Annotated in this window: 20 protein-coding genes; 6 read left to right on the top strand and 14 right to left on the bottom strand. The window is 65.9% G+C overall.

The window, feature by feature from the left end:
* The first annotated feature begins 36 nt into the window (after window positions 1–36).
* The gene (locus IAI54_RS14190) at window positions 37–357 is read left to right on the top strand and encodes a 2Fe-2S iron-sulfur cluster-binding protein (RefSeq protein ID WP_187967818.1); all 321 of its coding nucleotides are present in this window, start codon (window positions 37–39) and stop codon (window positions 355–357) included.
* Between the two features lie 81 nt (window positions 358–438).
* Here the strand turns inward: IAI54_RS14190 and IAI54_RS14195 are convergent, their stop codons facing one another.
* Genes IAI54_RS14195 through IAI54_RS14210 form a run of 4 tightly spaced genes read right to left on the bottom strand, consistent with a single transcriptional unit; the run spans window position 439 to window position 4,674 of the window.
* Complete coding sequence (locus tag IAI54_RS14195) at window positions 439–1,374, bottom strand: glycosyltransferase (protein WP_187967819.1); 936 nt, start codon at window positions 1,372–1,374, stop codon at window positions 439–441.
* Window positions 1,371–2,117: a glycosyltransferase gene (locus IAI54_RS14200; RefSeq protein WP_187967820.1), complete on the bottom strand. Its 747-nt coding sequence runs from the start codon at window positions 2,115–2,117 to the stop codon at window positions 1,371–1,373. The genes IAI54_RS14195 and IAI54_RS14200 overlap by 4 nt, the downstream gene beginning before the upstream one ends.
* Window positions 2,108–2,995, bottom strand: coding sequence for a glycosyltransferase (locus IAI54_RS14205; RefSeq protein ID WP_187967821.1), 888 nt, complete (start codon window positions 2,993–2,995; stop codon window positions 2,108–2,110). The genes IAI54_RS14200 and IAI54_RS14205 overlap by 10 nt, the downstream gene beginning before the upstream one ends.
* Window positions 2,992–4,674, bottom strand: a complete 1,683-nt coding sequence (locus tag IAI54_RS14210) for a glycosyltransferase (RefSeq protein ID WP_187967822.1) — start codon at window positions 4,672–4,674, stop codon at window positions 2,992–2,994. The genes IAI54_RS14205 and IAI54_RS14210 overlap by 4 nt, the downstream gene beginning before the upstream one ends.
* A 383-nt stretch (window positions 4,675–5,057) precedes the next feature.
* Here IAI54_RS14210 and IAI54_RS14215 point away from each other — a divergent pair, with 383 nt between their 5' ends.
* The 5 genes from IAI54_RS14215 to IAI54_RS14235 all read left to right on the top strand — a co-directional run bounded on the left by IAI54_RS14215 (window position 5,058) and on the right by IAI54_RS14235 (window position 12,109).
* Window positions 5,058–8,756 carry an SEL1-like repeat protein gene (locus tag IAI54_RS14215; protein WP_187967823.1) on the top strand — a complete coding sequence of 1,233 codons (3,699 nt, stop codon included), beginning with the start codon at window positions 5,058–5,060 and terminating at the stop codon, window positions 8,754–8,756.
* Window positions 8,693–9,853 carry a CHAT domain-containing protein gene (locus IAI54_RS14220; protein WP_187967824.1) on the top strand — a complete coding sequence of 387 codons (1,161 nt, stop codon included), beginning with the start codon at window positions 8,693–8,695 and terminating at the stop codon, window positions 9,851–9,853. The genes IAI54_RS14215 and IAI54_RS14220 overlap by 64 nt, the downstream gene beginning before the upstream one ends.
* Window positions 9,854–9,894: 41 nt before the next feature.
* Entirely contained in the window at window positions 9,895–10,632 is a 738-nt protein-coding gene (locus IAI54_RS14225) for a peptidoglycan-binding domain-containing protein (RefSeq protein WP_187967825.1), read from the top strand.
* Between the two features lie 400 nt (window positions 10,633–11,032).
* Entirely contained in the window at window positions 11,033–11,320 is a 288-nt protein-coding gene (locus IAI54_RS14230; RefSeq protein WP_235679053.1) for a tyrosine-type recombinase/integrase, read from the top strand.
* Between the two features lie 246 nt (window positions 11,321–11,566).
* A complete protein-coding gene (locus IAI54_RS14235) occupies window positions 11,567–12,109 on the top strand; it encodes a hypothetical protein (protein WP_187967827.1) in 543 nt (180 codons plus the stop codon).
* A gap of 2 nt (window positions 12,110–12,111) precedes the next feature.
* Here IAI54_RS14235 and IAI54_RS14240 read toward each other — a convergent pair whose 3' ends face one another.
* The 10 genes from IAI54_RS14240 to IAI54_RS14285 form a co-directional block, all read right to left on the bottom strand.
* Window positions 12,112–13,413, bottom strand: a complete 1,302-nt coding sequence (locus tag IAI54_RS14240; protein ID WP_187967828.1) for an McrC family protein — start codon at window positions 13,411–13,413, stop codon at window positions 12,112–12,114.
* Window positions 13,413–14,840: an McrB family protein gene (locus IAI54_RS14245; RefSeq protein ID WP_187967829.1), complete on the bottom strand. Its 1,428-nt coding sequence runs from the start codon at window positions 14,838–14,840 to the stop codon at window positions 13,413–13,415. Before IAI54_RS14245 ends, IAI54_RS14240 begins: the two co-directional genes overlap by 1 nt.
* The gene (locus tag IAI54_RS14250) at window positions 14,813–16,234 is read right to left on the bottom strand and encodes a DNA cytosine methyltransferase (protein ID WP_187967830.1); all 1,422 of its coding nucleotides are present in this window, start codon (window positions 16,232–16,234) and stop codon (window positions 14,813–14,815) included. Before IAI54_RS14250 ends, IAI54_RS14245 begins: the two co-directional genes overlap by 28 nt.
* Window positions 16,235–16,501: 267 nt before the next feature.
* Window positions 16,502–16,840, bottom strand: coding sequence for a hypothetical protein (locus IAI54_RS14255; RefSeq protein ID WP_187967831.1), 339 nt, complete (start codon window positions 16,838–16,840; stop codon window positions 16,502–16,504).
* Complete coding sequence (locus tag IAI54_RS14260; protein WP_187967832.1) at window positions 16,837–17,124, bottom strand: hypothetical protein; 288 nt, start codon at window positions 17,122–17,124, stop codon at window positions 16,837–16,839. Before IAI54_RS14260 ends, IAI54_RS14255 begins: the two co-directional genes overlap by 4 nt.
* Window positions 17,093–17,416 carry a hypothetical protein gene (locus IAI54_RS14265; protein WP_210321126.1) on the bottom strand — a complete coding sequence of 108 codons (324 nt, stop codon included), beginning with the start codon at window positions 17,414–17,416 and terminating at the stop codon, window positions 17,093–17,095. Before IAI54_RS14265 ends, IAI54_RS14260 begins: the two co-directional genes overlap by 32 nt.
* Window positions 17,417–17,506: 90 nt before the next feature.
* On the bottom strand, window positions 17,507–17,845 hold the full coding sequence (locus IAI54_RS14270; protein WP_187967834.1) for a hypothetical protein: 339 nt from the start codon (window positions 17,843–17,845) through the stop codon (window positions 17,507–17,509).
* Window positions 17,845–18,537 (bottom strand): peptidoglycan-binding protein, encoded by a 693-nt coding sequence (locus tag IAI54_RS14275; RefSeq protein ID WP_187967835.1) that lies wholly within the window; start codon window positions 18,535–18,537, stop codon window positions 17,845–17,847. Before IAI54_RS14275 ends, IAI54_RS14270 begins: the two co-directional genes overlap by 1 nt.
* A 50-nt stretch (window positions 18,538–18,587) precedes the next feature.
* Entirely contained in the window at window positions 18,588–18,938 is a 351-nt protein-coding gene (locus IAI54_RS14280) for a DUF1353 domain-containing protein (RefSeq protein WP_210321127.1), read from the bottom strand.
* Window positions 18,935–19,534 (bottom strand): DUF4376 domain-containing protein, encoded by a 600-nt coding sequence (locus tag IAI54_RS14285; RefSeq protein WP_187967836.1) that lies wholly within the window; start codon window positions 19,532–19,534, stop codon window positions 18,935–18,937. The genes IAI54_RS14280 and IAI54_RS14285 overlap by 4 nt, the downstream gene beginning before the upstream one ends.
* Window positions 19,535–19,543: the final 9 nt, after the last annotated feature.

Raw genomic sequence — 19,543 nt, forward strand, 5'->3', positions numbered from 1 at the left:
GGCCGGACGCACCGCTCCCAACGAGGACTGATTTCCATGAAGATCACCTTTGTCGCCGCCGACGGCGCCACCACGCTGGTCGAGGCGGACGAGGGCGAGAGCCTGATGCAGGCTGCCGTCTCCAGCGGCATCGACGGCATCCTCGGCGAATGCGGCGGCTCGATGATGTGCGCGACCTGTCACTGCTACGTCGACGACGCCTGGGCCGAGAGGGTCGGGCCGCCGGTCGACGGAGAGGAAGACATGCTGGAATGCGCGACGGCAGAGCGGCGCGCCACGAGCCGGCTCTCCTGCCAGATCCGCATGCAGGCCGGGATCGACGGCATCGTCGTCCACTTGCCGGACAGGCAGCTCTGAGCCGACGGCGACCGAAACGGATCAGGGCAGAATCGAAGCCGCGATGGCGGCCCATCGCCTGGCCCGCCCTCGCCCCCCCGGTCAGGTGCCGTCGCGGGCCTTCCTGCGGCGCAGTCTCTCCCGGACGTATGCCTTGGGCAACCTGAGCGGATGGCGATAGAACGTCCGCAGGGCGCGGTAGGCGCGGCCCAGGCTCGTGTGCAGCGTCGTCGGCGCCACCTCGACGACGAAGGGAACCGCCAGGGACACGTCGAGCGGTGCCGTTCGGCCGGATTTCTCCCAGTGGACGATCCCGCGGACGATACGGTCCCAGGCCATCAGCAGGGCGAGTGCCGTCGACAGGTCGCCATCGGCCTCCACGTCCCGCCGCCGGGCCAGCTCCTGATGCGCGGCGGTCACGTAGGCGTCGAAATCGAAGGTGTGATCGTAGCGGTCCGTCAGCAGATAATGCGTCTGGCGCGCCACGAAATCCGCGAGGCTGGCATAATTGGCATGGTGGATGTGCAAACAGTCGGGCGGGTCGAGCCTGATCAGCCGGGCGTCGCCCCCCGCGACGCGCGGCGGGCGGTGATGGCCGGAAGACCATTCGACGGTTCCCTGCCGGAACAGCCGGATCTGGTGGTCGGGATACCACCCCGACCCGCGCATGACGTGGCCGGCGATGGTGTTGAACCGGGGAATGGCGAAGGCATCGCAGGCCCCTCCATGCGCCGCGATCAGGCGACCGATCTCCGTCTGCGCATCCGCCGAAAGGGATTCGTCGGAATCGAGCACGAGCACCCATTCCTCGCGGGCTTCGCGGAGATGTTCGTTGCGGATGGCGTCGACGTCGTCCGAGGGCGGGATCGTCACCACCCGGAATCCCGCGCCTTCCGCCAGAGCCTGGGTGCCGTCGGTGCTCGACATGTCGATCAGCACCCGGTCAACGATCCAGGCTGTCGAGGCCAGGAGCGCCGGGAGCCGGGCGGCCGCGTTGCGGGTGTGGACGATCAGCGAGATCATCGGCGCCTCCTTCATCGCCGGGCGTCCCCGTCGAGCGCGTAGCGGCCCTCCCAGCGGCGGAAGAAGATCTCCCGGCTGGGCATGTGCCGGTAGGGCAACTTGTTGGTGGTGGATTCGAAGTGGATGGAGTCCACCGCCTGGGAGCACGTCACCCCCAGGCCGCGCTGCCTGATCCTCAGGCAGAGATCGGTGTCCTCGAAGCCGAACGGATAGATTTCGTCGAAGCCGCCGAGTGCGCGGAAGGTGTCCCCCCGGACAAGCAGCGCCGCGCCGGTGACCGCCTGGAAGCTGCGCACGGCGCGGCTGACGCTCGTGGTCGGCCACCCGTGGAACTCGTGATGCGGGCCGTCGCCGTTCCCGAACAGCCGCACCCCGCAATGCTGGATGCGGTCGTCGGGATAGACCAGCCGCGCGCCGCACGCGCCGACGCGGGCGTCCGCGGCGAGCGCCATCATGTCCTTCAGCGCGAGGCGATGCAGCAGGACGTCGTTGTTGAGAAACAGGAGGAAGGACGCCGGGCGCCAGGCGGCACCGACGTTGCAGGCGCGGGAGAAGGACGTCCGGCGATCCAGGCGCACGACGTCGAGCTGGCGGCATTCGAATTCGGAGGGCTGGTAGGGAACCGCGCTTCCATTGTCGACGACGACGACCCGAAAGGCCTCGATGCCGGCCTGCCTGATCGCTTCGTCGAGCATGGCGAGGCAGGTGCGCAGCAGGGCGTTCAGCCCGTAGGAGGGAATGACGACGGTCAGTTCCATGACATCACCGCCCCCAGCTCCGCAGCGACCGCCTGCCTGACCAGCGCCCTGTGCCGGCTCGGCCGGTAGCCGGATGCTGCAGCCATCGCTCCGGTGCGGAGCCTGTCGCGCAGGCCTGCGCCGCCGGGTCCGCTCAGCCGCGCCAGCAGCGCCGGCATGTCGCCCGGCTGGCCGACGAGGCAGTTGTCGCCGTCGCGCAGATAGTCGCGTCCGCCCACGACCGGCACGGACAGGACGACGCAGCCGGCCGCCATCGCCTCGAGTGCCGGAAGGCCGAACCATTCGCCCACCGACGTGGCGAGATGGAGCGCCGACCGCTTCATGACCGCGGCGGCGGCGTTCTCGTGCAGACCGTCGATGGGGACGAGGTCGAGCCAGGGATGAGCCAGCAGAGCGTCCCGCGCGATGGCGGCACCGCGACGCGGCATGAAGGAGACGGCGTCCCGGCGCTTCGGCGTGCCGTCGTAGAAGAAGCAGTCGGAAATCGCGATGCCGACGGGGATGGAGCGGCGCCCGCGCGCCGCCGCGTAATCCTGCGCCTGCTGCCAGCAGGTCAGGACCGTCACGTCCGGATCGGCCAGGATGGGGTCGATCTCGGGCGCGGTCCCCTGGCAGTGGAAGACGAGGCGCGCCGGCGTCGCCTTCAGCTCGGCATGGTCGGGCGGGAACGAGAAGATCGCGACGTCGCCGGGCTTCAGCGCGGCCAGCGCCGCGGCACGGTCGACGACGGGGGCCGTGCTGCGGAACCATTGCGGCGCTGCCGCCTCCGGCAGGGCCATGACGGTCTTCAGGCCGGCCGCCGCGAGCGCCTCGGCGAACTGGAAACCGACCTTGATGCCGCCGAATATCCCGGCGCCGGGCAGGAAGTAGACGTTCATCCCCGCACCCGTCGCGGGAACCCGCCGAGAGGCTTGCGCAGGAAGCCCAGGAGACGGGCCGTGGCTTCGGCGAACACGGCGAAGCCACGCCCGTGATGGCGCGCGGCATAGCGGAAGCGCGCTTCGTTCATGAGCGCCGCCCGTCGCGATCCGGCGATCGCCGCTCCATGCTGGCCCAGATGGACGACGACGTGCGGCAGGCCGTTCATGGCGATGCCGCGCGCGGCGGCTGCCCGTCCCATCTCGACGTCCTCCATGTAGCAGAAATAGCTCTCGTCGAACCCGCCGAGGATCCGCAAGGCGTCCGTCGAGGTGAAGATGCACGCGCCCAGCGGCCAGTGCCAGGCGTCGTCGTCGACACGCGCCGCGGAGCGGATCCGGCGGGCATGCTTCGGCGCGCGCGTCTCGATCAGATCGGCCAGGATCTTGAGCCGGGTGTAGCCCGGCTGCAGTCCGCTCTCCGGCCTGCCCGTCCAGTCGACGAAACCGGGGACGAGCAGTTGCAGCGGCTCCTCGGCCAGCGCCGCCTCGGCCGCCTCGACCACCGGCGGGGTGACGAGGCAGTCCGGATTGAGGAAGCAGACGAACGGCGTCCGGGCGGCCTTGGCCCCGATATTGGCGGCGGCGGCGAAGCCGAGGTTCGAGCCGTTGCGCAGGACCTCCGCTCCCCGGCGACGCGCGATGACCGGGGAGGCGTCGGACGACGCATTGTCGACCACGACGAGGTCGCCATGCGGCGCGGCGGCTTCGAGGCACATGTCCAGCCAGCCGGCGGAGTTGTGGCTGACCACGACGAAGGTGGTCCGCGGCCCGCGCCCGGGCGGGCGGGGAACGGGCGGGCGGGCAACGGGCGGCGCGTCCGCCTGGCGCAGAGCGCGAAGGCGCAGGACCGTCTCGGGCACCGGTCCGTTCATGAAGTTGCTCAGATGGGCGATCAGGGCTTCGGCGCGCGGAAATCCCTCGTCCCAGTGCTCGCAGTGGTTCCACTGCCATGGCAGGCGGGCGAAGCGCGAGGGGTTCACGGCATTGGCCCAGACCTGCAGATAGTCCTGATCCGCGATCCAGTGCTCTCCATGCCGATGCTCGGCCGTCAGCCCAGCCGCCAGGGGCCGCGCCCAGTCGAGGAAGGCCTTCAGCCCGTCCCGCCGGAACAGCACCACGCCTGAATTGGCGAAGCAGAACCGGTCCGGCGGCGGCGCTTCCAGCTGCGGCGCCAGGAACGCCAGGGCATGGTCGATATAGTGCCGGCGCAGTTCGGCGCGCCCGATCGGCGAACCGAGGATCGATGTCTGCTCGGCCATCGCGATGTCGGCGTCGCCGAGGGCCTCGGCGACCATGGCGCCGTCTGCGGACCGCGTCAGCACGGCGTCCGCGTCGAGCTGCATGAAGAACGCGGCATCGCTGACGTCGAGACAGTCCGCCAGCGCTTCGAACTTGGCCAAAAAGTTCGTCGGCCTGAACGACACCGCAGGCGCGCGACGAGTCAGAAGGTGCAGTCGACCGTGCGGCGCGAAGAGAGGCGCCGTTACGGCGTCGCAGGTCAGGAAGACGTCGAAAACGGTGTGCTGCAGGACGGAGGCGACGGCCTCGCGCGCGGCCAGCCCGTAGCCGATCTGCCCGAGAGCCAGGATGGAGACCGCAACCTTGCGTTCGCTTGCGCAACCATCACTCGCAGCCATCTAGTCGACTAATCCTGAACGTCGGTTGCACGAGCCGCGTTGCTAGCATGAAAGCTTTTCACCTGCACGGATCCGGCCCATTTCCGGATCACACCACGGTGCTGCACGCCCCTTGGTGAAACAGACGCGAACGAGGCCCGCCTCCGCCCCTCTCCGGCCCTCTGCGCCCGGCGCACCTTGAAGCCGCCATGCGCACTCTGCGGGGCTCTGGACGCAATCTGGGGAAGAGCTCCCGGAGAAATTTTGGGAAAAGCTTCCCGAGAGAAGCACCACCCCGGCAGGTTCCTGTCACCGCTGTCCCGGAACCACCACGACGATTTGACGTCGCGGACATGAGCGGCAAGAATGGACTGGCTCGACCCCTCAACCGAGATCGGACGGCTATGCAGAACTTTGTCTCGGCCGTGGTGACCAGGCTGCTGCCGATACTGGCTCTTCTCGTCGGCACAGGCGCAGCGCAAGCCGTGGAACTGACGCGCAACGGCGTCGCCTACCAGGTCAGCGTCACCCTTCCCGAGGGCGCAAGCTTCACCCATTCGGGCATCGATCGCCAGTTTGCGATACAAGGCGTCCGCGGCAATCTGCGCCTGATCCAGGACCGCCACGACGAATGTGCGAGCCTCCTTGCCGAGCGGATCGAGAACAAGGCTGCCGAGGGTTTCCTGAAGCGTTCGGACGAGGCCAGTTCCCCGACCGAATGCAGCGTGACGCTGACGGACGAGGTGCTTGGGCTTTCCGTTTCGTCTGCCTATCTGCGGATCGACACGTGCGACTGCTTCGCAGCCATCCACTTCACCTATTCCGCCGACCGGGCGCAGAGCTATCGCGACATCGCCCGCCCGATCCTGGCCTCGCTGCGCGCCAACAACCGGAAGGCCGTGCCGGCGGCGGACGGCATCGGACAACTGCTGGGCAGCCTCGACCGGCTGACCTGCGAGGGCCTGCCGCGTCAGCGCGACGAGGCCGGCCCGATGCTCATCCTGCTGTCGGCCTACACCGGCGAGACCGTCCGCAGCCTCGGAAGCGCGGCAGGCTTCGCCGATCTCGCCGACGACATCCTGGAGAATTACGGCCTCTCCGATCTCGATGCAGACCGGCGCGATGCGATCATGAACGGCATCATCGCCGCGCATCCCACGGTCGTTCGCGCGGTCGCGCAGGATGTCGACCGGTATGGCGACCAGCTCTGCCTGGTGCTGGCGGACCCCGAGCAGAACTCGATTCACACGCTCGTCGAGCGCCAGCAGGATTTCCGCTCGACCTATCATCCGCTCTACCTGCGGGCGCAGGAGCTGCTGTATCTCCACGGCTGCACAGACCCTGACCATGACGGCGCCTTCGGCCCGATGACGACCGCCGCGTGGAGCGCGCTGGCACAGGCGACGGGTCTGCCCGCTCCCGAAGGTCGACCGACGCCGGGCGATGTCGTCGCCGCCGCGAAACGGCCGATGGCCGCCGGCGCCTGCGACAGCGACGCCTTCGACGGCGCCGAGACGATCATCGCGCTCGACTTCCTGGATCAGAACGATTCGGGTTGGCTGCAGTCGCTGACGCCCGAACGTGTGGAACTGTTCGACCGTCTCGGCCGCGCTCCGGACTGGACGCGTTTCGGCGAGCGGCTGGCGGAATCGGTGTTCACTTCCTACGGGCTGACGCCGGCCAGGAAGCGGGCGATGCTCGCGGACATCTATGCGGACGGGATCGGCGTCTCACGATCGGACGCCGCGGCACTGCATTGGCGGCGTCTGGCCGCCGACAGTCCCGAACCGTATCAGCTCTACCAGGCCGCCCGGAGCAACCCGCGTCTCGCAGTGACGGCCGCGCGCGCCGCGATCGAAGCCGAAGCACAGCGCGACCGCGAGTTCGGCAATGAGAATGGCGAAATCTACCGGCACGCTGCCGGCCCCCTCGCCATCGATGGTCGAACCTCCGTCAGCGTCGCCGAACTCGCCGATCTCGCCCGCCTCGCGGAACTGGCACAGGACGATCCGGAGGCGGCCCGCCTTCTCCTGGAGGAGGGATCGGTCCACCTGGCGATCAAGCTGGCCGACCGGCTGCTCGAAGGTGCGACACCAAGCGGGCGCGACCCTGAACTCGCGGCGCGCTTCCTTGCGGCGGCGGCGGATCGGGGCGACAGCTTCGCCACCTCCCGCCTGGCCTTCCTGCACCGCCATGGCCTGGGGGTGGCGCAGGACCTCGAGCTCGCCCGAAGGATGGCGGAACGTGCCGCCGAAGCAGGCGAGCCCTTCGCCGCCTATCAACTGGCCACGATCCTCGACGTCGAAGGCGCGGACGTCCGTCGCACCATCGCGCTCTACGGCCAGGCGCTGGCGCCGCTCAACGAGGGCGGGATGCCGAATGACGACATCCGCAGCCTCGTGGTGAACCGGATCGTCGCGTCGAGCGGCGCGCTGGCCAGTCCGCTGGGGCGGACACTGCTGGACGAGCAGGTCGCCGACGACCCGTTTCTGGCCCGGGCACTGGCAGACGCCTTTCTCTGCACGGAGTGCGGCGGTCCCGTGGATGTGGCGGCGGCGGCGACCTGGCTTCGACGCGCGGCTGAGGACGACGATGACGCCGCTTATCTGCTAGCCACTCTTCTTCGCGCGCGCCCGTCCCTCGAAAGCAAACCAGGCGAAGCGGCCGAGAAGCTCGCTGCCAACGTGACGCCTGCCGAAAACGGGAGCGGTGCGCTGTTCGGATACGACACGCATCTCGCATCCTACCTCACCCTGGCAATGGACAGGGCGGACCCGGCCAGCTTCGCGTCCGACATGGCCGAGGTCCTCGACGCCATTTGTGGTGAAGCCAACGGCAGATGTGAGGAGGCAGCCGGTCTGTTCGCCTCGGGGCGGCTGGACGTGCGCCTCATCGCGCAGGGCATCGAACGGCTCGAACGGCTCGGGTCGCCGAGCCTGATCGACATCCGCGCCGCCTATGGCGACTTCGAGGGCGCCCTTGCGCTTGCCCGGCAGGCCGCAGACGACGGCACCCTCAACGTCGTCGTTGGCGACGCCCTGGACGGCGTATCGGCGGAGCGCGACCCGACGCTACGGCGCCTGTTCGTCCAGCGTTCGGGCGGTGCGCTGAAATCGCTGCCGCCGGCGCTCGAACCCTTCCTGCGCATCCTGGCCCGGAATGGCGACGAGAAGGCCGAGGCCTATCTCGACATGATGTTCGAACTGCCGCAGGAGCCGGCGCCGGTACGGCGAGACACGGCCCGGGCGGCGCAGACCTACGAGACGGTGGCAGCGCGCGGCGGCCTGAGCCGCGCCCTGGTCAACGCGGCACGGGAGTACTCCCTGGCGCTGACGGCAGACGGCGCGGCGGAGCCTGCACTGAGGCTCGAGCTCGCTGCCCTGTCGGCCGAGCTTGCGCTCGACGACATCGCCGCCCTGACCAGCAGCCCGATCCAGAACGGGCTGACACGCGTCTGCCACCTGTCGCGCGCGAGCGAACGGGCCTTCGATCTCGGCGCGTCGGACGTCGCGATGGTCCTGGCCAAGGACGCCGTCAACGCCCTCCAGCGCATCCGCAGCGACCTCTCGGCCGTTCCCGAACGGCTGCAGACCTGCTTTCGCGACCTCGTCGCCGACAATTATCGCTGGCTGGCCGACCTCCTGATCCGGCAGAACCGGCTGAGCGAGGCCGAATTCGTGATGGGGCTGCTCAAGGACTTCGAGGCGTTCCAGTTCGTCGAACGCGACCCGGCCTTCGTCGGTCGCTCCTATGAAGAGCTGCCCTTCTCGGACGAGGAAGAGACGCTGCGCCAGGCGCTCCAGGCGCTCGTGCCGCCGACGGTGGAGGATGCGAGACGCAGCGACGCTTTGCGCACCAAGCGCGCGCTTGAAGGACTGAACGCTGACGAGGCGCGCGAACTGGCCGCGATCGAAGACCGTCTGAACGCCGCCGATGCTGCCTTCGAGCGCGGCCTCGACGACATCATCGCCGCCGCGGAGACGCTTGGCCGGGGGACCGAGCCACGCGCCTGTCCGATCTCGGGCCGCTGCAGGGCTACATGCAGACGGAGATCGAGGAGAACGCGGCGGCGATCCATTTCGTGGTGCTGCCCGACCGGCTGAGCGCCATTCTGACCACCCGCACCGACCGGCGGAGCCACACTGTCACGACATGGCAGGGCGAGCCCTTCCGGGAAACGGTCCTGAATGCCGAGATCGACGCCTTTCTCCAGGCCCTGAACGCACCCCGCGGCGATCCGCGCACGCAGGGCCGCAAGCTCCACGATCTCCTGATCGGTCCTTTCGCGGCGGACCTCGATGCGCTCGACGTCGATCTGCTGCTCGTCTCGCTCGACAGACGCCTGCGCTACCTTCCCTTTGCCGCCCTGCATGACGGCAGGGGCTTCCTCGTTGAACGGTTCGACGTCTCCGTTCTGTCCGACGCAGGCTTCGAAATCGCCGGCGACCGGGTGACCGGCATCCCCTTCGCCGGTCTCGGCATGACGCGGGCCGCGGCAGGTTTCTCCGCCTTGCCGGGCGTGCGAATCGAACTCGAAGGCATCCTGCGGCAAGGCGACGGTGAGGGTCTCTTTGACGGGCGCGTCCGCTTCGACGACGAGTTCGACCGCACGGCGCTGGAGGATGCACTGCGCATCGGAACCGCCGGAACGGCGGGCGTCGGCGTCGTCCACGTGTCCTCGCACTTTGCCCTGGGCGAGACCGATTCGACGTCGTTCCTCCTGCTTGGGACGGGCGAGAGACTGCCGCTGGCCGACATCAAGGCCAATCGACGGGCCTTCGAGTTCGGACGTGTCGACCTGCTGACGCTGTCGGCCTGCCAGACCGGTTTCGCCAGCCCGGGACGGGACGGGCGGGAACTGGAGAGCCTCGCGCGCATCACCGGCAACCGCGGTGCCAGGGCGATCCTGGCGAGCCTCTGGCCGGTCGCCGACAACACCACGGCGATCATGATGCAGCGCTTCTACGAACTGCGCGATCGGGGCGGTTACTCGAAGGCGCATGCGCTCGGCCTGGTGCAGCGGGAATTCATCTCCGATGACATCGGCTCCACGACCAACTGGGCCGGGAAGAGCATCGTCTTCGAAACGGCCGAGCGCGGGGCGGTCTCGCTCAAGTCGAACGGGACGCAGGCGAACGCGCTCGGTCTCGGGCACCCGTTTTACTGGGCACCATTCATTCTGACGGGAAACTGGCGATGATCCGGGCAACTGACAGGTCGAGGCGCCGGAGCGTCTCTCGCATGATGGCCGCGGCTGCCCTGATCGCGGTCTGGGCGCTTCCATCGGCCGATGCGCTCGGCGAAGAAGGGTTTGGCGACCTCGTCGACATCTGCCATGCGGCATCGTTTCCACGCGAGAACGGCCCGGTGCGCGAGATGACGGTGCGCCTGGCGAAATGGGAGCCATCCGCAGGCGGCTCCGAGGAGGAGAGCGAAGGCGGTTCCTACCTGCTGTCGGTCGCCTTCACCGAATGGGACGCGCCGAATCTCGCCTTCGACACACAGGCGTCCTGCACTTCCGGGCAGAACGGGATCCTGCGCTGCTCCATCGATTGCGATGGCGGGCGAGCCTCGCTGATGCGCTCGGCGGATGGACGGCTGTTCATGGAGACACAGTCGCTCGTCTATGGCGCGCGGGGCCATGCCTCGTTGATGGCGGTCTCGGACGCAGACGGCGGGCAGTTGTCGGGCATCTTCGCCCTCTCTCCTCGCCCTGACGACGAAACATGCCGGCCCGCGACCGACCGACGCTTCGTGGCACTGGAGCCCGGAGACATCTCGCCCCGCGTCAACGCCGCCGAGACTATCCTCAACCGTCTCGGGCAATTGCTGGAACGTCCCGACGCCGTCTTCGACGAGACGACGTCGAACGCCGTCAACAGGTTTCAGATCCAGTATGGACTTGAGCCGTCCGGCCGGATCGACGAGGAGACGGCACGGCTGCTGAGCCGGATGTCGGCCATGTCCGGCGGCTGCTGATCGTGTCGTCCATGCACCGGCTGTCACGTGGACAGGGCGGCGGCGACTGAGACCGGACAGATCGCGAAGGGCAGAACGGGAACGTCACCGGTAAAACCGGCCGCAAAACCGAAGCGCGAATGCACCTCCCGGCCACAGCTAATCCGGTGAAAACGAGCTGGAGCGGGTGAAGGGAATCGAACCCTCGTATGCAGCTTGGGAAGCTGCCGGCCATTGAATGAATTCAACGGGCCGTGTCACTAGAGTCGTCGTCAGAATCGAGATGGCGCCCCTCTAGGGGGGCGCCGTTTCAGTTGTCTTCGATTTGCTATATCGACCACCACCGGCCGTAGCAGCGGTCGCCATGAGTCCCAAGTACGCGAAAGTAGGCACGATACTAGCCCCCAGAGCCCTGACAATCATGGAGACTTTGCCACGGGTCGGGCACCGAGTCTTCCCCTATGGCACAGACGCGATCAGCGCAGCCTTCACGCGCGCATGCCAGGTGCTCGGGATCGACGACCTCCGTTTCCACGACCTGCGCCACGAGGGCGTGTCTCGGCTGTTCGAGATGAGACGCACCATCCCCCTTGCCGCATCCGTGTCCGGACACCGCGGCTGGCAGTCCCTGCAGCGCTATGCGCACATTAAGACCAGAGGCGACCGGTATGAAGGCTGGAAGTGGCTACCGGTGCTGACCGCCGAATAGATCGACGCCCGCAACTCATCGAGGCAGCGGACAGGCTCGCTGCCGACACCGGACAACTGTTAAGATTCTGGAATGACACGAATGGGGCCCTTTCCAGACGATCCGGTTTTGGGAAACGTACGGCAGTAAGCTGCCGTTCACTCGGGGTGGCTTATGACATGTGCAATTCACAAGCCTCCATTGCGGTCTTCATTGGTTGTTCAAGGAATTTACAGGATAGTGCCTGGATGAAAACGAGTAACGAACGTGAAGTCTTCAACCATCAAAAAATATCTAAAGCCTTCGACCATCATGGGACGCAAGAGCACGTTCTCAAACGCTTTCGCTTCTGCATTGGCGCCGCACGACGTTTTCGACAGCGCATCCATTGCTGCGGCTATGCGCGACCTAGACCAGGATCCGGATGGCGAGCTGGCGTGCGTCTACTGCGGCAAGGAAGCGGCAACTTGGGACCATGTGTTTAATCGCGTGGTGAAGGGAGACTTTTCCGGTCATGGGCACCACGTCCGCAACTTGGTCCCGTGCTGTCGCACTTGCAACGAGAGCAAGGGCCAAAAGCCCTGGCGCGACTACCTGGAAACGCTGAACCCGCCCGATAAGGTCGTGAGGGTCGCTCGCATGGAACGGTTCCTAAGCAGCGCCGACGCGCAGCCAATGGCGACTGAGACGATGCGGCACAAGGCCGGTAAAGAGCTGGAGCGGTTCTTTGAGATCAGAGCTCAGGTGTTCGAGCTGATGGCAGAGGCCGATCGCCTGGCCATGATCATTCGGCGGAAGACGATGGAGTGAGGTCAGACAACGGCGCCCAGTAGCACATCCGCGAAGGCCTGCTCCTCCGCTTCCAGGTCGGCATGGGATAGATCGAAGGCATAGGCGTCGAGCACGATGCCGTTCATCGTGCCAATGTGGCGAAGGCCCGTCGCTGCGCCAGCTTTGTTCTGGTGGACTAGGATCGCCCGGTCGGTCCGGTACGTGACCGCGTAGGTGATGGCCTGGTTGTAGTCGTCTCGGTTCGGCTTCTCCTTGTACTTCACCTCGGCGATCAGCTTCTTGCCCGTGGTGATCGATGAGATGACGATGTCCGGCTGCGCTGGCGGATCCCTGCGGTCATCGAAAAGCGGCTTCTTCCCCTCCGCATTGCCATCGCGAACCCTCAGCAACGCGGGATCGGCCCGAAGCTCCAGCACTCGCCGCAGGTAGTCCTCGAACATCGTCTCGAAGTTGACGATGAAGGTGTCGAGCATCACGTCTTCACCCTTATCCTGTAGCGAGATGCCACGGTTCGAAACGATCAGCAGCGCGATTTCCAGCGCCCGGATGTAATACATCCGGGACACCGGCAGCAGCCGCGACAGCAACAGATGCTTTGCCTGCTCAAAGTCGGTGGGCCGCATCTCATCGATGCCGCTTGGCATTTCGAAGTAGGCGCGGTTGACGGCGGAGTTCAGTTGGCGACTGTTCGCCCCGCTGCTCTTAAGGCCCGACAGCAGCATCCGCAGCGCCGACTTAAGCACACGGTTCACAGGCACGTTCGGGGTCTGTTCGAAACGCTGCGCCTGCACCTTGTGCTTCTGCCCGCGGACCCAAGCGTGAACCATTGTGCCGGTGAGATCAATGCGCCCGCGGGGGCTGCTCGTCATTTCCGATGTTCGGATGTAGTCCTTCAGCAGGCCGTTTTCGGCCACGGGCCGAAGCGCATGCAGCAGGTTGACCGCGAGGAACTCAAGGACGCTGTTGCTGGCCAGATCGTTGGACAGGTAAAGGCGGTCGACGCCGGTGATGGAGCTCAGCGAGCCACGGGCAGCATCAATCACCTTAGCGAAGTTGCCGATCGGGAGCTTCGGGCGCACGTCTACCGAGACGGTCGGGGTAAGAGGGATCAAGCCGATATATGGTCCTGCGGCCAAGTTCAGCATGTTCCGCCTGAACTGTAGGAACAGCAGGCCCTTTTCTTCGACGTGCGGGAAGATGTCGAGCTTGCCGTTGACAAGCAGGTCGGTGATGGGCAGTTCGACCGATGACCGAGATGCCAAGGATATGATCCTGCGCCCTTCGCGCTTTGTCTTGGAAGCGACGACGGCGGCCGCTGCCATCAGGCGCCATCGACGGGTGCTGCCGGCTCAGTATCTCCTATCGCTTGCGAGATACACCGTGCCCACAGCACGCCGATCTCCCCCTGCGCGTCGGCATCGAACCGGAACCGCTTTTTCACGACGTACTGCAGCTGACGCTCCCAAAGGCGCACCAATGAAGCCTGATCCTTCACCGTCCGGAAGAAGGCATGTCCAATCTCGACGTGCTCCTGCAATGCCAAGAAGAACTCGATGACGGCGCCGAGCATCTGGCCAGACACGCCGTTGCCTTCGAGGAAGGTCCGAAGCTTGTCGACGTCGGGCTTTAGATGGATCTTCGCCCAGCGCCGTTCCATGGCGTCGTCGATCTCGTCCACAGAGCGGTCGTCCGGGTTCATGGTCGCGAGGAACACCAGGTTCTTCGGGATGCTGATCCGACGTCCGGATGGCAGACGGAACTCCACCCCTCGCAGCGAGCCTTCCATATACGTCATGGTTTCGCCTAGGACGCGTGCCGGATCCGTCCGGCTGAATTCGTCGATCACCAGCACGACAGGTCCGTCAGTGCTGTTCGCCACCTCGACCATCTCAAGCAAGTGCTTGTCTCGCAGCGTGAAGCCGGTTGACCCCTTGGGCACATAGCCCTCAACGAAGTCCTCATACTGGTAGCTCGGATGGAACTGGACCTCCCGCATGCGGCGCCGGTCGCCACCGGTCATCTTGATGGCTATCTGGCGTGCGTACCAGCTCTTGCCCGTGGCAGGTGCACCTTGGAGCAGCACGCCCCCCCAGTTGTCATCCTCGATCAGATGACGCACCTCGCGAAGGATCGGATCCTCTTCCGGCAGGTCGGTCTCATATGGCGGAAGCTCCGGTTCTTCCGCTTCCGCCGAAGCGGCGGCCGAGCCGCCGTCGTCCTCAGGGCGGGCGATGAGCTTGATGCCGGACGATCCGGGAATGCGCTTGCGAAGCTCCTCGCTCACTTCCGGCATCATATCGCCGATCATGGCGCCGATGACCGCGAACTCATTGTCGCTCAGGATCTGCACGACCTGCGACGAGTAGTTGTTGAGCCCGATGATCGCCGCCTCCGCGAGTTCCCGGGCATATGTTTCGGGCGATGCCTGAAGCAGCTCCATCTTCGAGACCGATCGGGGCAGCAAAAAAACGTCGCCTATAACGATCTCATACTCCTTACTGCCTTCGACCCGCTCGTTGCTCCTACAGATCCCATAGCCACGGATGCCCTGGGCCCAGTCGGTTGGCACGCCCTTGTTGTTGTTGCTGCCCAGCCAGAGCCATATCGGCGATCCAGAACCGAACTGTTGTGGGACCTGCGCACAAGTGAACTCCACCTCGTCCAGGTACGGACCGGCGTCAGCTTCGTCCAGTTGTTGCGATAGGGCAGCGCTGGATGGACCTAGGCGGACGAAAGCTGGGCTGGCCATTCCTTGGCACCTTCGTTGCGGGGGCTGTGAACGCCAGGCTTTTCGATGGTCGCGGCAATCTTGTCCAATGCCTTTCGCATAGGCGGAAACAGGGTACGGCCAACTGAGTCGGCCCGACGAACGATGCCTGCGGCAGCGTTCGGCGTCAGGAAATAACGGTCGTGCGGCACGGTCGCGTCGAGGACGTCGACGAAGCGCGAGGGAATGACCTTTACCGGCGCCGGCGATGCAGCGCCCTCAACCACGACATGGCCCCAGGCGCAGCCGCCGCTCTTCCACCGATAGGAATAGTTACCAGCGTCGACGCCCTTGAGCACCTCAAGAAAATCGACAAGCCGGCTCTCGCGATTCAGGTCGGGCGCAGCCTTGCGGACGTAGGCGGCGAAGTCGAGCTTCGATGCCTTCGTCTTGGTACTGAGGCCGGCGATGATCCGACCGGCGATCCAGGTTACCACTGGCACGGCAACGGCGTTGCCCACGGCATGATACCGCTCCGAATCCAATCCGCGACCCGGTTCCGGGAAGGTAGCCTCGGGAAGCGTCCAGTCCGTGGGGAAGCCTTGCAGGCGTTCGCTCTCGGTTGGCGTGGGACGCCGCACCCGGTCGGCATAGGATATGTATGACCGGCTCCAGTCGTTACCTGTGTGACGTCCGCTGGTGGCGGCGACGCAATAGGCGACTTCCGGCACGATGGCGCCAGTGCGACTGTCTTTCGTTTGGGTGACAAAGCCGGTACGCTCCGGACCGGGCTTCGCGCTCGCAATTCCCTCGAAAAGCGTGCCGACCGCACTAATGTAGTCGCCGCGCCAAGCGCATAGGAATACGCGCGACCTCGACTGCGGAGCCCCAAAGTAACGAGCATTGAGAACGCGCCACGCGACGGCATAGCCTCGGCTGGTCAGCTCATTCAGGATGACGGCGAAGTCGCAACCCCTGTGCGAATTGAGCAGTCCGACGACGTTCTCTAGCAAGATGACCTTGGGTTTCTTGACCTCTACCAGTTCCATCAGCTTGAAGAACAAGGACGTGTGGGCGCCCCTGAGACCGTTGCGTCCGTGATTACCGCGAGCGAGCGAGACATCCTGGCAGGGGAAGCCGGCGGTCCACACGTCCGCGTCAGGCATAGTCTCCGGATCGAGCTTGGTGATGTCGGCTGCGAGCTTAGCCTTAGGCCAATGACGGCGAAGGACGGACTGGCAGAACTTGTCCAGCTCGCATTGCATGAGAATGTCAGCGCCGACTCGCTCAAAGGCAAGATCGAATCCACCAATGCCGGCAAACAGCGAAATTACCCCAACCTCTGTCACCGCCGCGGCTGACGGCGCCACTAATTCAGTGGGGAGGTCAGCCGCTTCGACCGCCGACTCAAACGATGAATAGTCAATCTTGTTCATGTTTTGGACCTTAGAGTATGTCAGCCCATAATGACAAGGGACACCACGGCGCTGAGGCAGCATAGGGCATGCCGGATTCACGTTCAGTGAATTGGAGTTACGGCGAAGCTGTGCGGAGCGGACGCGAACCCGAACGTCCGCTTGCGGGCAGACGCAAACCATGCCCAAACGGCAGAAATGGGGGCGCTAGGCCGTCGTTGCCCTTAATCAAATCCGCCACATCCTGCGGATCTAGATCCCCTCGCCCTCTTCAAGCCATGCCGTGCTTCATGCCGACGTACGCCTCTGCGGCTTGTGGCTCGCCTCGATCACGCGGTCCATGCGCTCGTTCATGGCGCCGATGCTGGTCTTGATGTCCTTGAAGCCAGCCGACATCTCGTCGCGAAACTCGCGCAGGCCGGCCTTCGAGACATAGGTCTCGGCCACATGCGTCTTGTACTCGGCGAGTTGCGCGCTCACCAGGTCTGCCTTGGTGCCCGCCGCGTCGGCCTTCAGCGTTGCTTCCCGCTTGGCCTCCTTCACCAGCCCCTCGATCCGCCACCAGATGCCTGAGAGGAAGCCCATGATGGTGAGGAAAAACACGACGCTCTCTGCGGTAATGGTCATTTGCCCGGCCCCCTTCCCTTCCGCACGTCGTCGTAAAACCCGGCGCACCGGTCGACGCGGGCGTTTGCCCGGCCCAGCGCCCGCTCGCTCTTCAGGAGGGCGACATCGAGGCGATCGCCTTTCGCCACGCCGGAGGTCTCCCGCTTGCGGCAGTCAGCCGGCCAGTCCGGAAGAGGCGCCTCCTGCAACGCCTCGTCCACCAGATCCGCCCTTGCCTGCTCGCGCTCGGTCCGCTCGAGGCGGCCTTGCCAGTCAGTTGCGCAGCCGGTCGAGAAGAGCGTCATCGACAGTGCAGCCGTCAGGTGGAGGCATCGCTTCCAGCTCAGCGATTTCATCGATGAGGTCTCCCTTCTCGTTTTCAGATGCAGCGAGGAGATCCACATAGCGGGCCAGCGCCTCGCGATCGCGCTCGGCGACCCGGTTTCGTTCGGCGAGGATCTTGCGCAGCGCCTCGTTTCTCGCCCGCTCGGCCTCCAGCTCGGCGCCGTCGACCAGCTCCTCGATCGCGCTCTCGACTGCAGCCTTGACCGCCGACCCCTTGTCGACCTGCCACCAGACGATGGCGGCCAGGATCACCCAGAGCGGCAGCGTGATACCCGGAACGAGGACAGGGCGGATCCAGGTCTTCCAGAATGCGAGGAGTGCGAGCGAAGCCATATGGCGCCCCTATCTTTTCGGCGGTGGTGGGATTGGCGCGTTGTAGACGAAGTCGTCTTGCCCATGCGCCGGTTCGGGCATCACGATGTCCTTCGGCCAGGCGGGCGGCTCGAGCGCGTAGGCATCCTTGCCGATCAGCTTCATGACGTTCCGGTCATCCCAGGCCGCCCCGAACACGTAAGCCCCGGTGGTCGTGCCGGCGAGGCCGTAGGCGCCGAGCACGATCATCTTCGCCAGCTCGGGGTCGACGCCTGCTGTCGGCAGGAACGTGAAGCGCAGCACCGCGATCGCGCACACCGTTAGGACGGCGAGCACGACCCGGCGCCGTATCTTCCAGGGCGGCCGCATCACCGCGTCCCCGCCATGTCTCCGGCCTTGCCGCCTTTCAGCGGCGGATAGGCCTTCAGCGGGAAGGTCTTCGGCCAGCGGAAGCCGATGAAATTGCTGCGGGGGAACCAGGCCAAGGTCACCGCATTCGACTGGTTCGCGCCGAGAAGGCACACATCGGTGCGGTTCGAATCCGCAACGATGCCCACATGCCCGGCCGCAGGCGACCACTTGATCACGCCCACCGCGCCGACATGCGCATCCGCCATGCCCCAGCCGAACTTGATCCAGTTCTGCGCGAAGAACGGATTCGCCGGCAACGGCTCGAGCGGCAGCCCCTTGACGAAGGCGCTCTCGACGCCGTCGCCGCACCACGGCAGCTCGGCCGGGTTGCCGAGGAACTTGCCGATCTTCAGCCAGGCGATGAGCACCGCGTTGTCGCGGACCTCATGCAGGCCCATCCGGCGGTGCATCTCCGCCATCCACGGCGGCATGGTCTGCTCCGGCGCGGGCGCGGGCGCTGCCGATCCCTGCCGCGGGTTCATGCGCAGGGCCGCGACGGTCTTCTCGTCCGCCACGGCCGTGACCCGCAGGCCGGCCGTCTGCTGGAAGGCGATCAGCGCCGCCTTGGTCTCGCCGCCGTTCTGCCCGTCGACACGGATTCGATAGCCGTGCGCGACCAGGCGGCCCTGCAGCCACTCGGTGAAAGTCATCGGATTGTCCTCGGAAATGAAAAGGCCCGCTGGTCAGGCGGGCCGCTCGGTCAGTCGTAGCGCCACAGCGCGACTGCCAGAAACATGACCAGGCGCCGCCATCGGGCGACACCGTCGGCCCTCAGCGCGGAATGGAACTCCGCCGCCGCGGTGAGCCGGTCGAAGCCGGACTCGAGCATGTGGTCGTGAAGCACGGCCGCCTTCGCGAAGCGGCCATCGCTCGGATCGAAGATGGCGCGAGCCAGCGCCGGGATGGTGGCCAGATCGCAGGAGTAGCCGGCGGGGACCACCCACATCATGCCCGACCCCTTTGCGCCGATCTCCCACCTGAGAGGCGAGAGCAGCACCCACCGGCCATCCGCCCGCGGCGTCACCGCCAGGCTGTCGGTGAAGGCGCTCACGGCCAGTAGGCCTCGTTGGTGGCGTAGTCGGACGGGATCGGGTCCATGTCCTTCAGCGCGCGGGCCGCGAAGATGTGCGCCTGCTTGTGAGCCATGGCCGCCTGCCCAAAGGCGAACAGCGTCTGCGCGTCCATCGGCGTCGTGCTGTTGTCGGCGGCGATCCAGGTGAACTCCGACGTACCGCCGTGCCAGAAGAGATCGCCCGGCTGCGCGCCGGCCATCATGGCGCCGAGCGCCGCCGTCGAGGCGCCCGCGATGTTCTTGAGGTCGCTCGGTCGCGACTGATAGACTACGCCGCCGAACGTGAAGTCGCTGGCGATGCGACGATCTCGCTCGGCGTCGACGTCGTCGGCCGTCGGAACGATCGGGGCCAGCTCGTGGACGAACTTGACCACGCCGTCAACCCGTTCGACGGAAGTGCTCACGATCCGCTGGCCTTCCGGTACGGGGTCGGCTTCGGCCGGGCGATAGAGCCCGACCTCTGCGAGTTCCGCTTCGGACCACAGGTCTGCGATCTGAAGCGAATGCAGGATTCCGTCGATGGCCTCGCCGCGCCACAGGGCAAAGGTGCCTGCATTCTCGATGTAAGCGGGCATTCGTCTCAA

Source organism: Aquibium microcysteis (assembly GCF_014495845.1).
Classification (GTDB): domain Bacteria; phylum Pseudomonadota; class Alphaproteobacteria; order Rhizobiales; family Rhizobiaceae; genus Aquibium; species Aquibium microcysteis.

What these genes read in the sequence shown, in the direction of transcription:
- IAI54_RS14190 (WP_187967818.1), top strand. Translation starts at nt 37, where the DNA reads ATGAAGATCACCTTTGTCGCCGCCGACGGCGCCACCACGCTGGTCGAG.
- IAI54_RS14195 (WP_187967819.1), bottom strand. Translation starts at nt 1,374, where the DNA reads ATGAAGGAGGCGCCGATGATCTCGCTGATCGTCCACACCCGCAACGCG.
- IAI54_RS14200 (WP_187967820.1), bottom strand. Translation starts at nt 2,117, where the DNA reads ATGGAACTGACCGTCGTCATTCCCTCCTACGGGCTGAACGCCCTGCTG.
- IAI54_RS14205 (WP_187967821.1), bottom strand. Translation starts at nt 2,995, where the DNA reads ATGAACGTCTACTTCCTGCCCGGCGCCGGGATATTCGGCGGCATCAAG.
- IAI54_RS14210 (WP_187967822.1), bottom strand. Translation starts at nt 4,674, where the DNA reads ATGGCTGCGAGTGATGGTTGCGCAAGCGAACGCAAGGTTGCGGTCTCC.
- IAI54_RS14215 (WP_187967823.1), top strand. Translation starts at nt 5,058, where the DNA reads ATGCAGAACTTTGTCTCGGCCGTGGTGACCAGGCTGCTGCCGATACTG.
- IAI54_RS14220 (WP_187967824.1), top strand. Translation starts at nt 8,693, where the DNA reads ATGCAGACGGAGATCGAGGAGAACGCGGCGGCGATCCATTTCGTGGTG.
- IAI54_RS14225 (WP_187967825.1), top strand. Translation starts at nt 9,895, where the DNA reads ATGATGGCCGCGGCTGCCCTGATCGCGGTCTGGGCGCTTCCATCGGCC.
- IAI54_RS14230 (WP_235679053.1), top strand. Translation starts at nt 11,033, where the DNA reads ATGGAGACTTTGCCACGGGTCGGGCACCGAGTCTTCCCCTATGGCACA.
- IAI54_RS14240 (WP_187967828.1), bottom strand. Translation starts at nt 13,413, where the DNA reads ATGGCAGCGGCCGCCGTCGTCGCTTCCAAGACAAAGCGCGAAGGGCGC.
- IAI54_RS14245 (WP_187967829.1), bottom strand. Translation starts at nt 14,840, where the DNA reads ATGGCCAGCCCAGCTTTCGTCCGCCTAGGTCCATCCAGCGCTGCCCTA.
- IAI54_RS14250 (WP_187967830.1), bottom strand. Translation starts at nt 16,234, where the DNA reads ATGAACAAGATTGACTATTCATCGTTTGAGTCGGCGGTCGAAGCGGCT.
- IAI54_RS14255 (WP_187967831.1), bottom strand. Translation starts at nt 16,840, where the DNA reads ATGACCATTACCGCAGAGAGCGTCGTGTTTTTCCTCACCATCATGGGC.
- IAI54_RS14260 (WP_187967832.1), bottom strand. Translation starts at nt 17,124, where the DNA reads ATGACGCTCTTCTCGACCGGCTGCGCAACTGACTGGCAAGGCCGCCTC.
- IAI54_RS14270 (WP_187967834.1), bottom strand. Translation starts at nt 17,845, where the DNA reads ATGCGGCCGCCCTGGAAGATACGGCGCCGGGTCGTGCTCGCCGTCCTA.
- IAI54_RS14275 (WP_187967835.1), bottom strand. Translation starts at nt 18,537, where the DNA reads ATGACTTTCACCGAGTGGCTGCAGGGCCGCCTGGTCGCGCACGGCTAT.
- IAI54_RS14285 (WP_187967836.1), bottom strand. Translation starts at nt 19,534, where the DNA reads ATGCCCGCTTACATCGAGAATGCAGGCACCTTTGCCCTGTGGCGCGGC.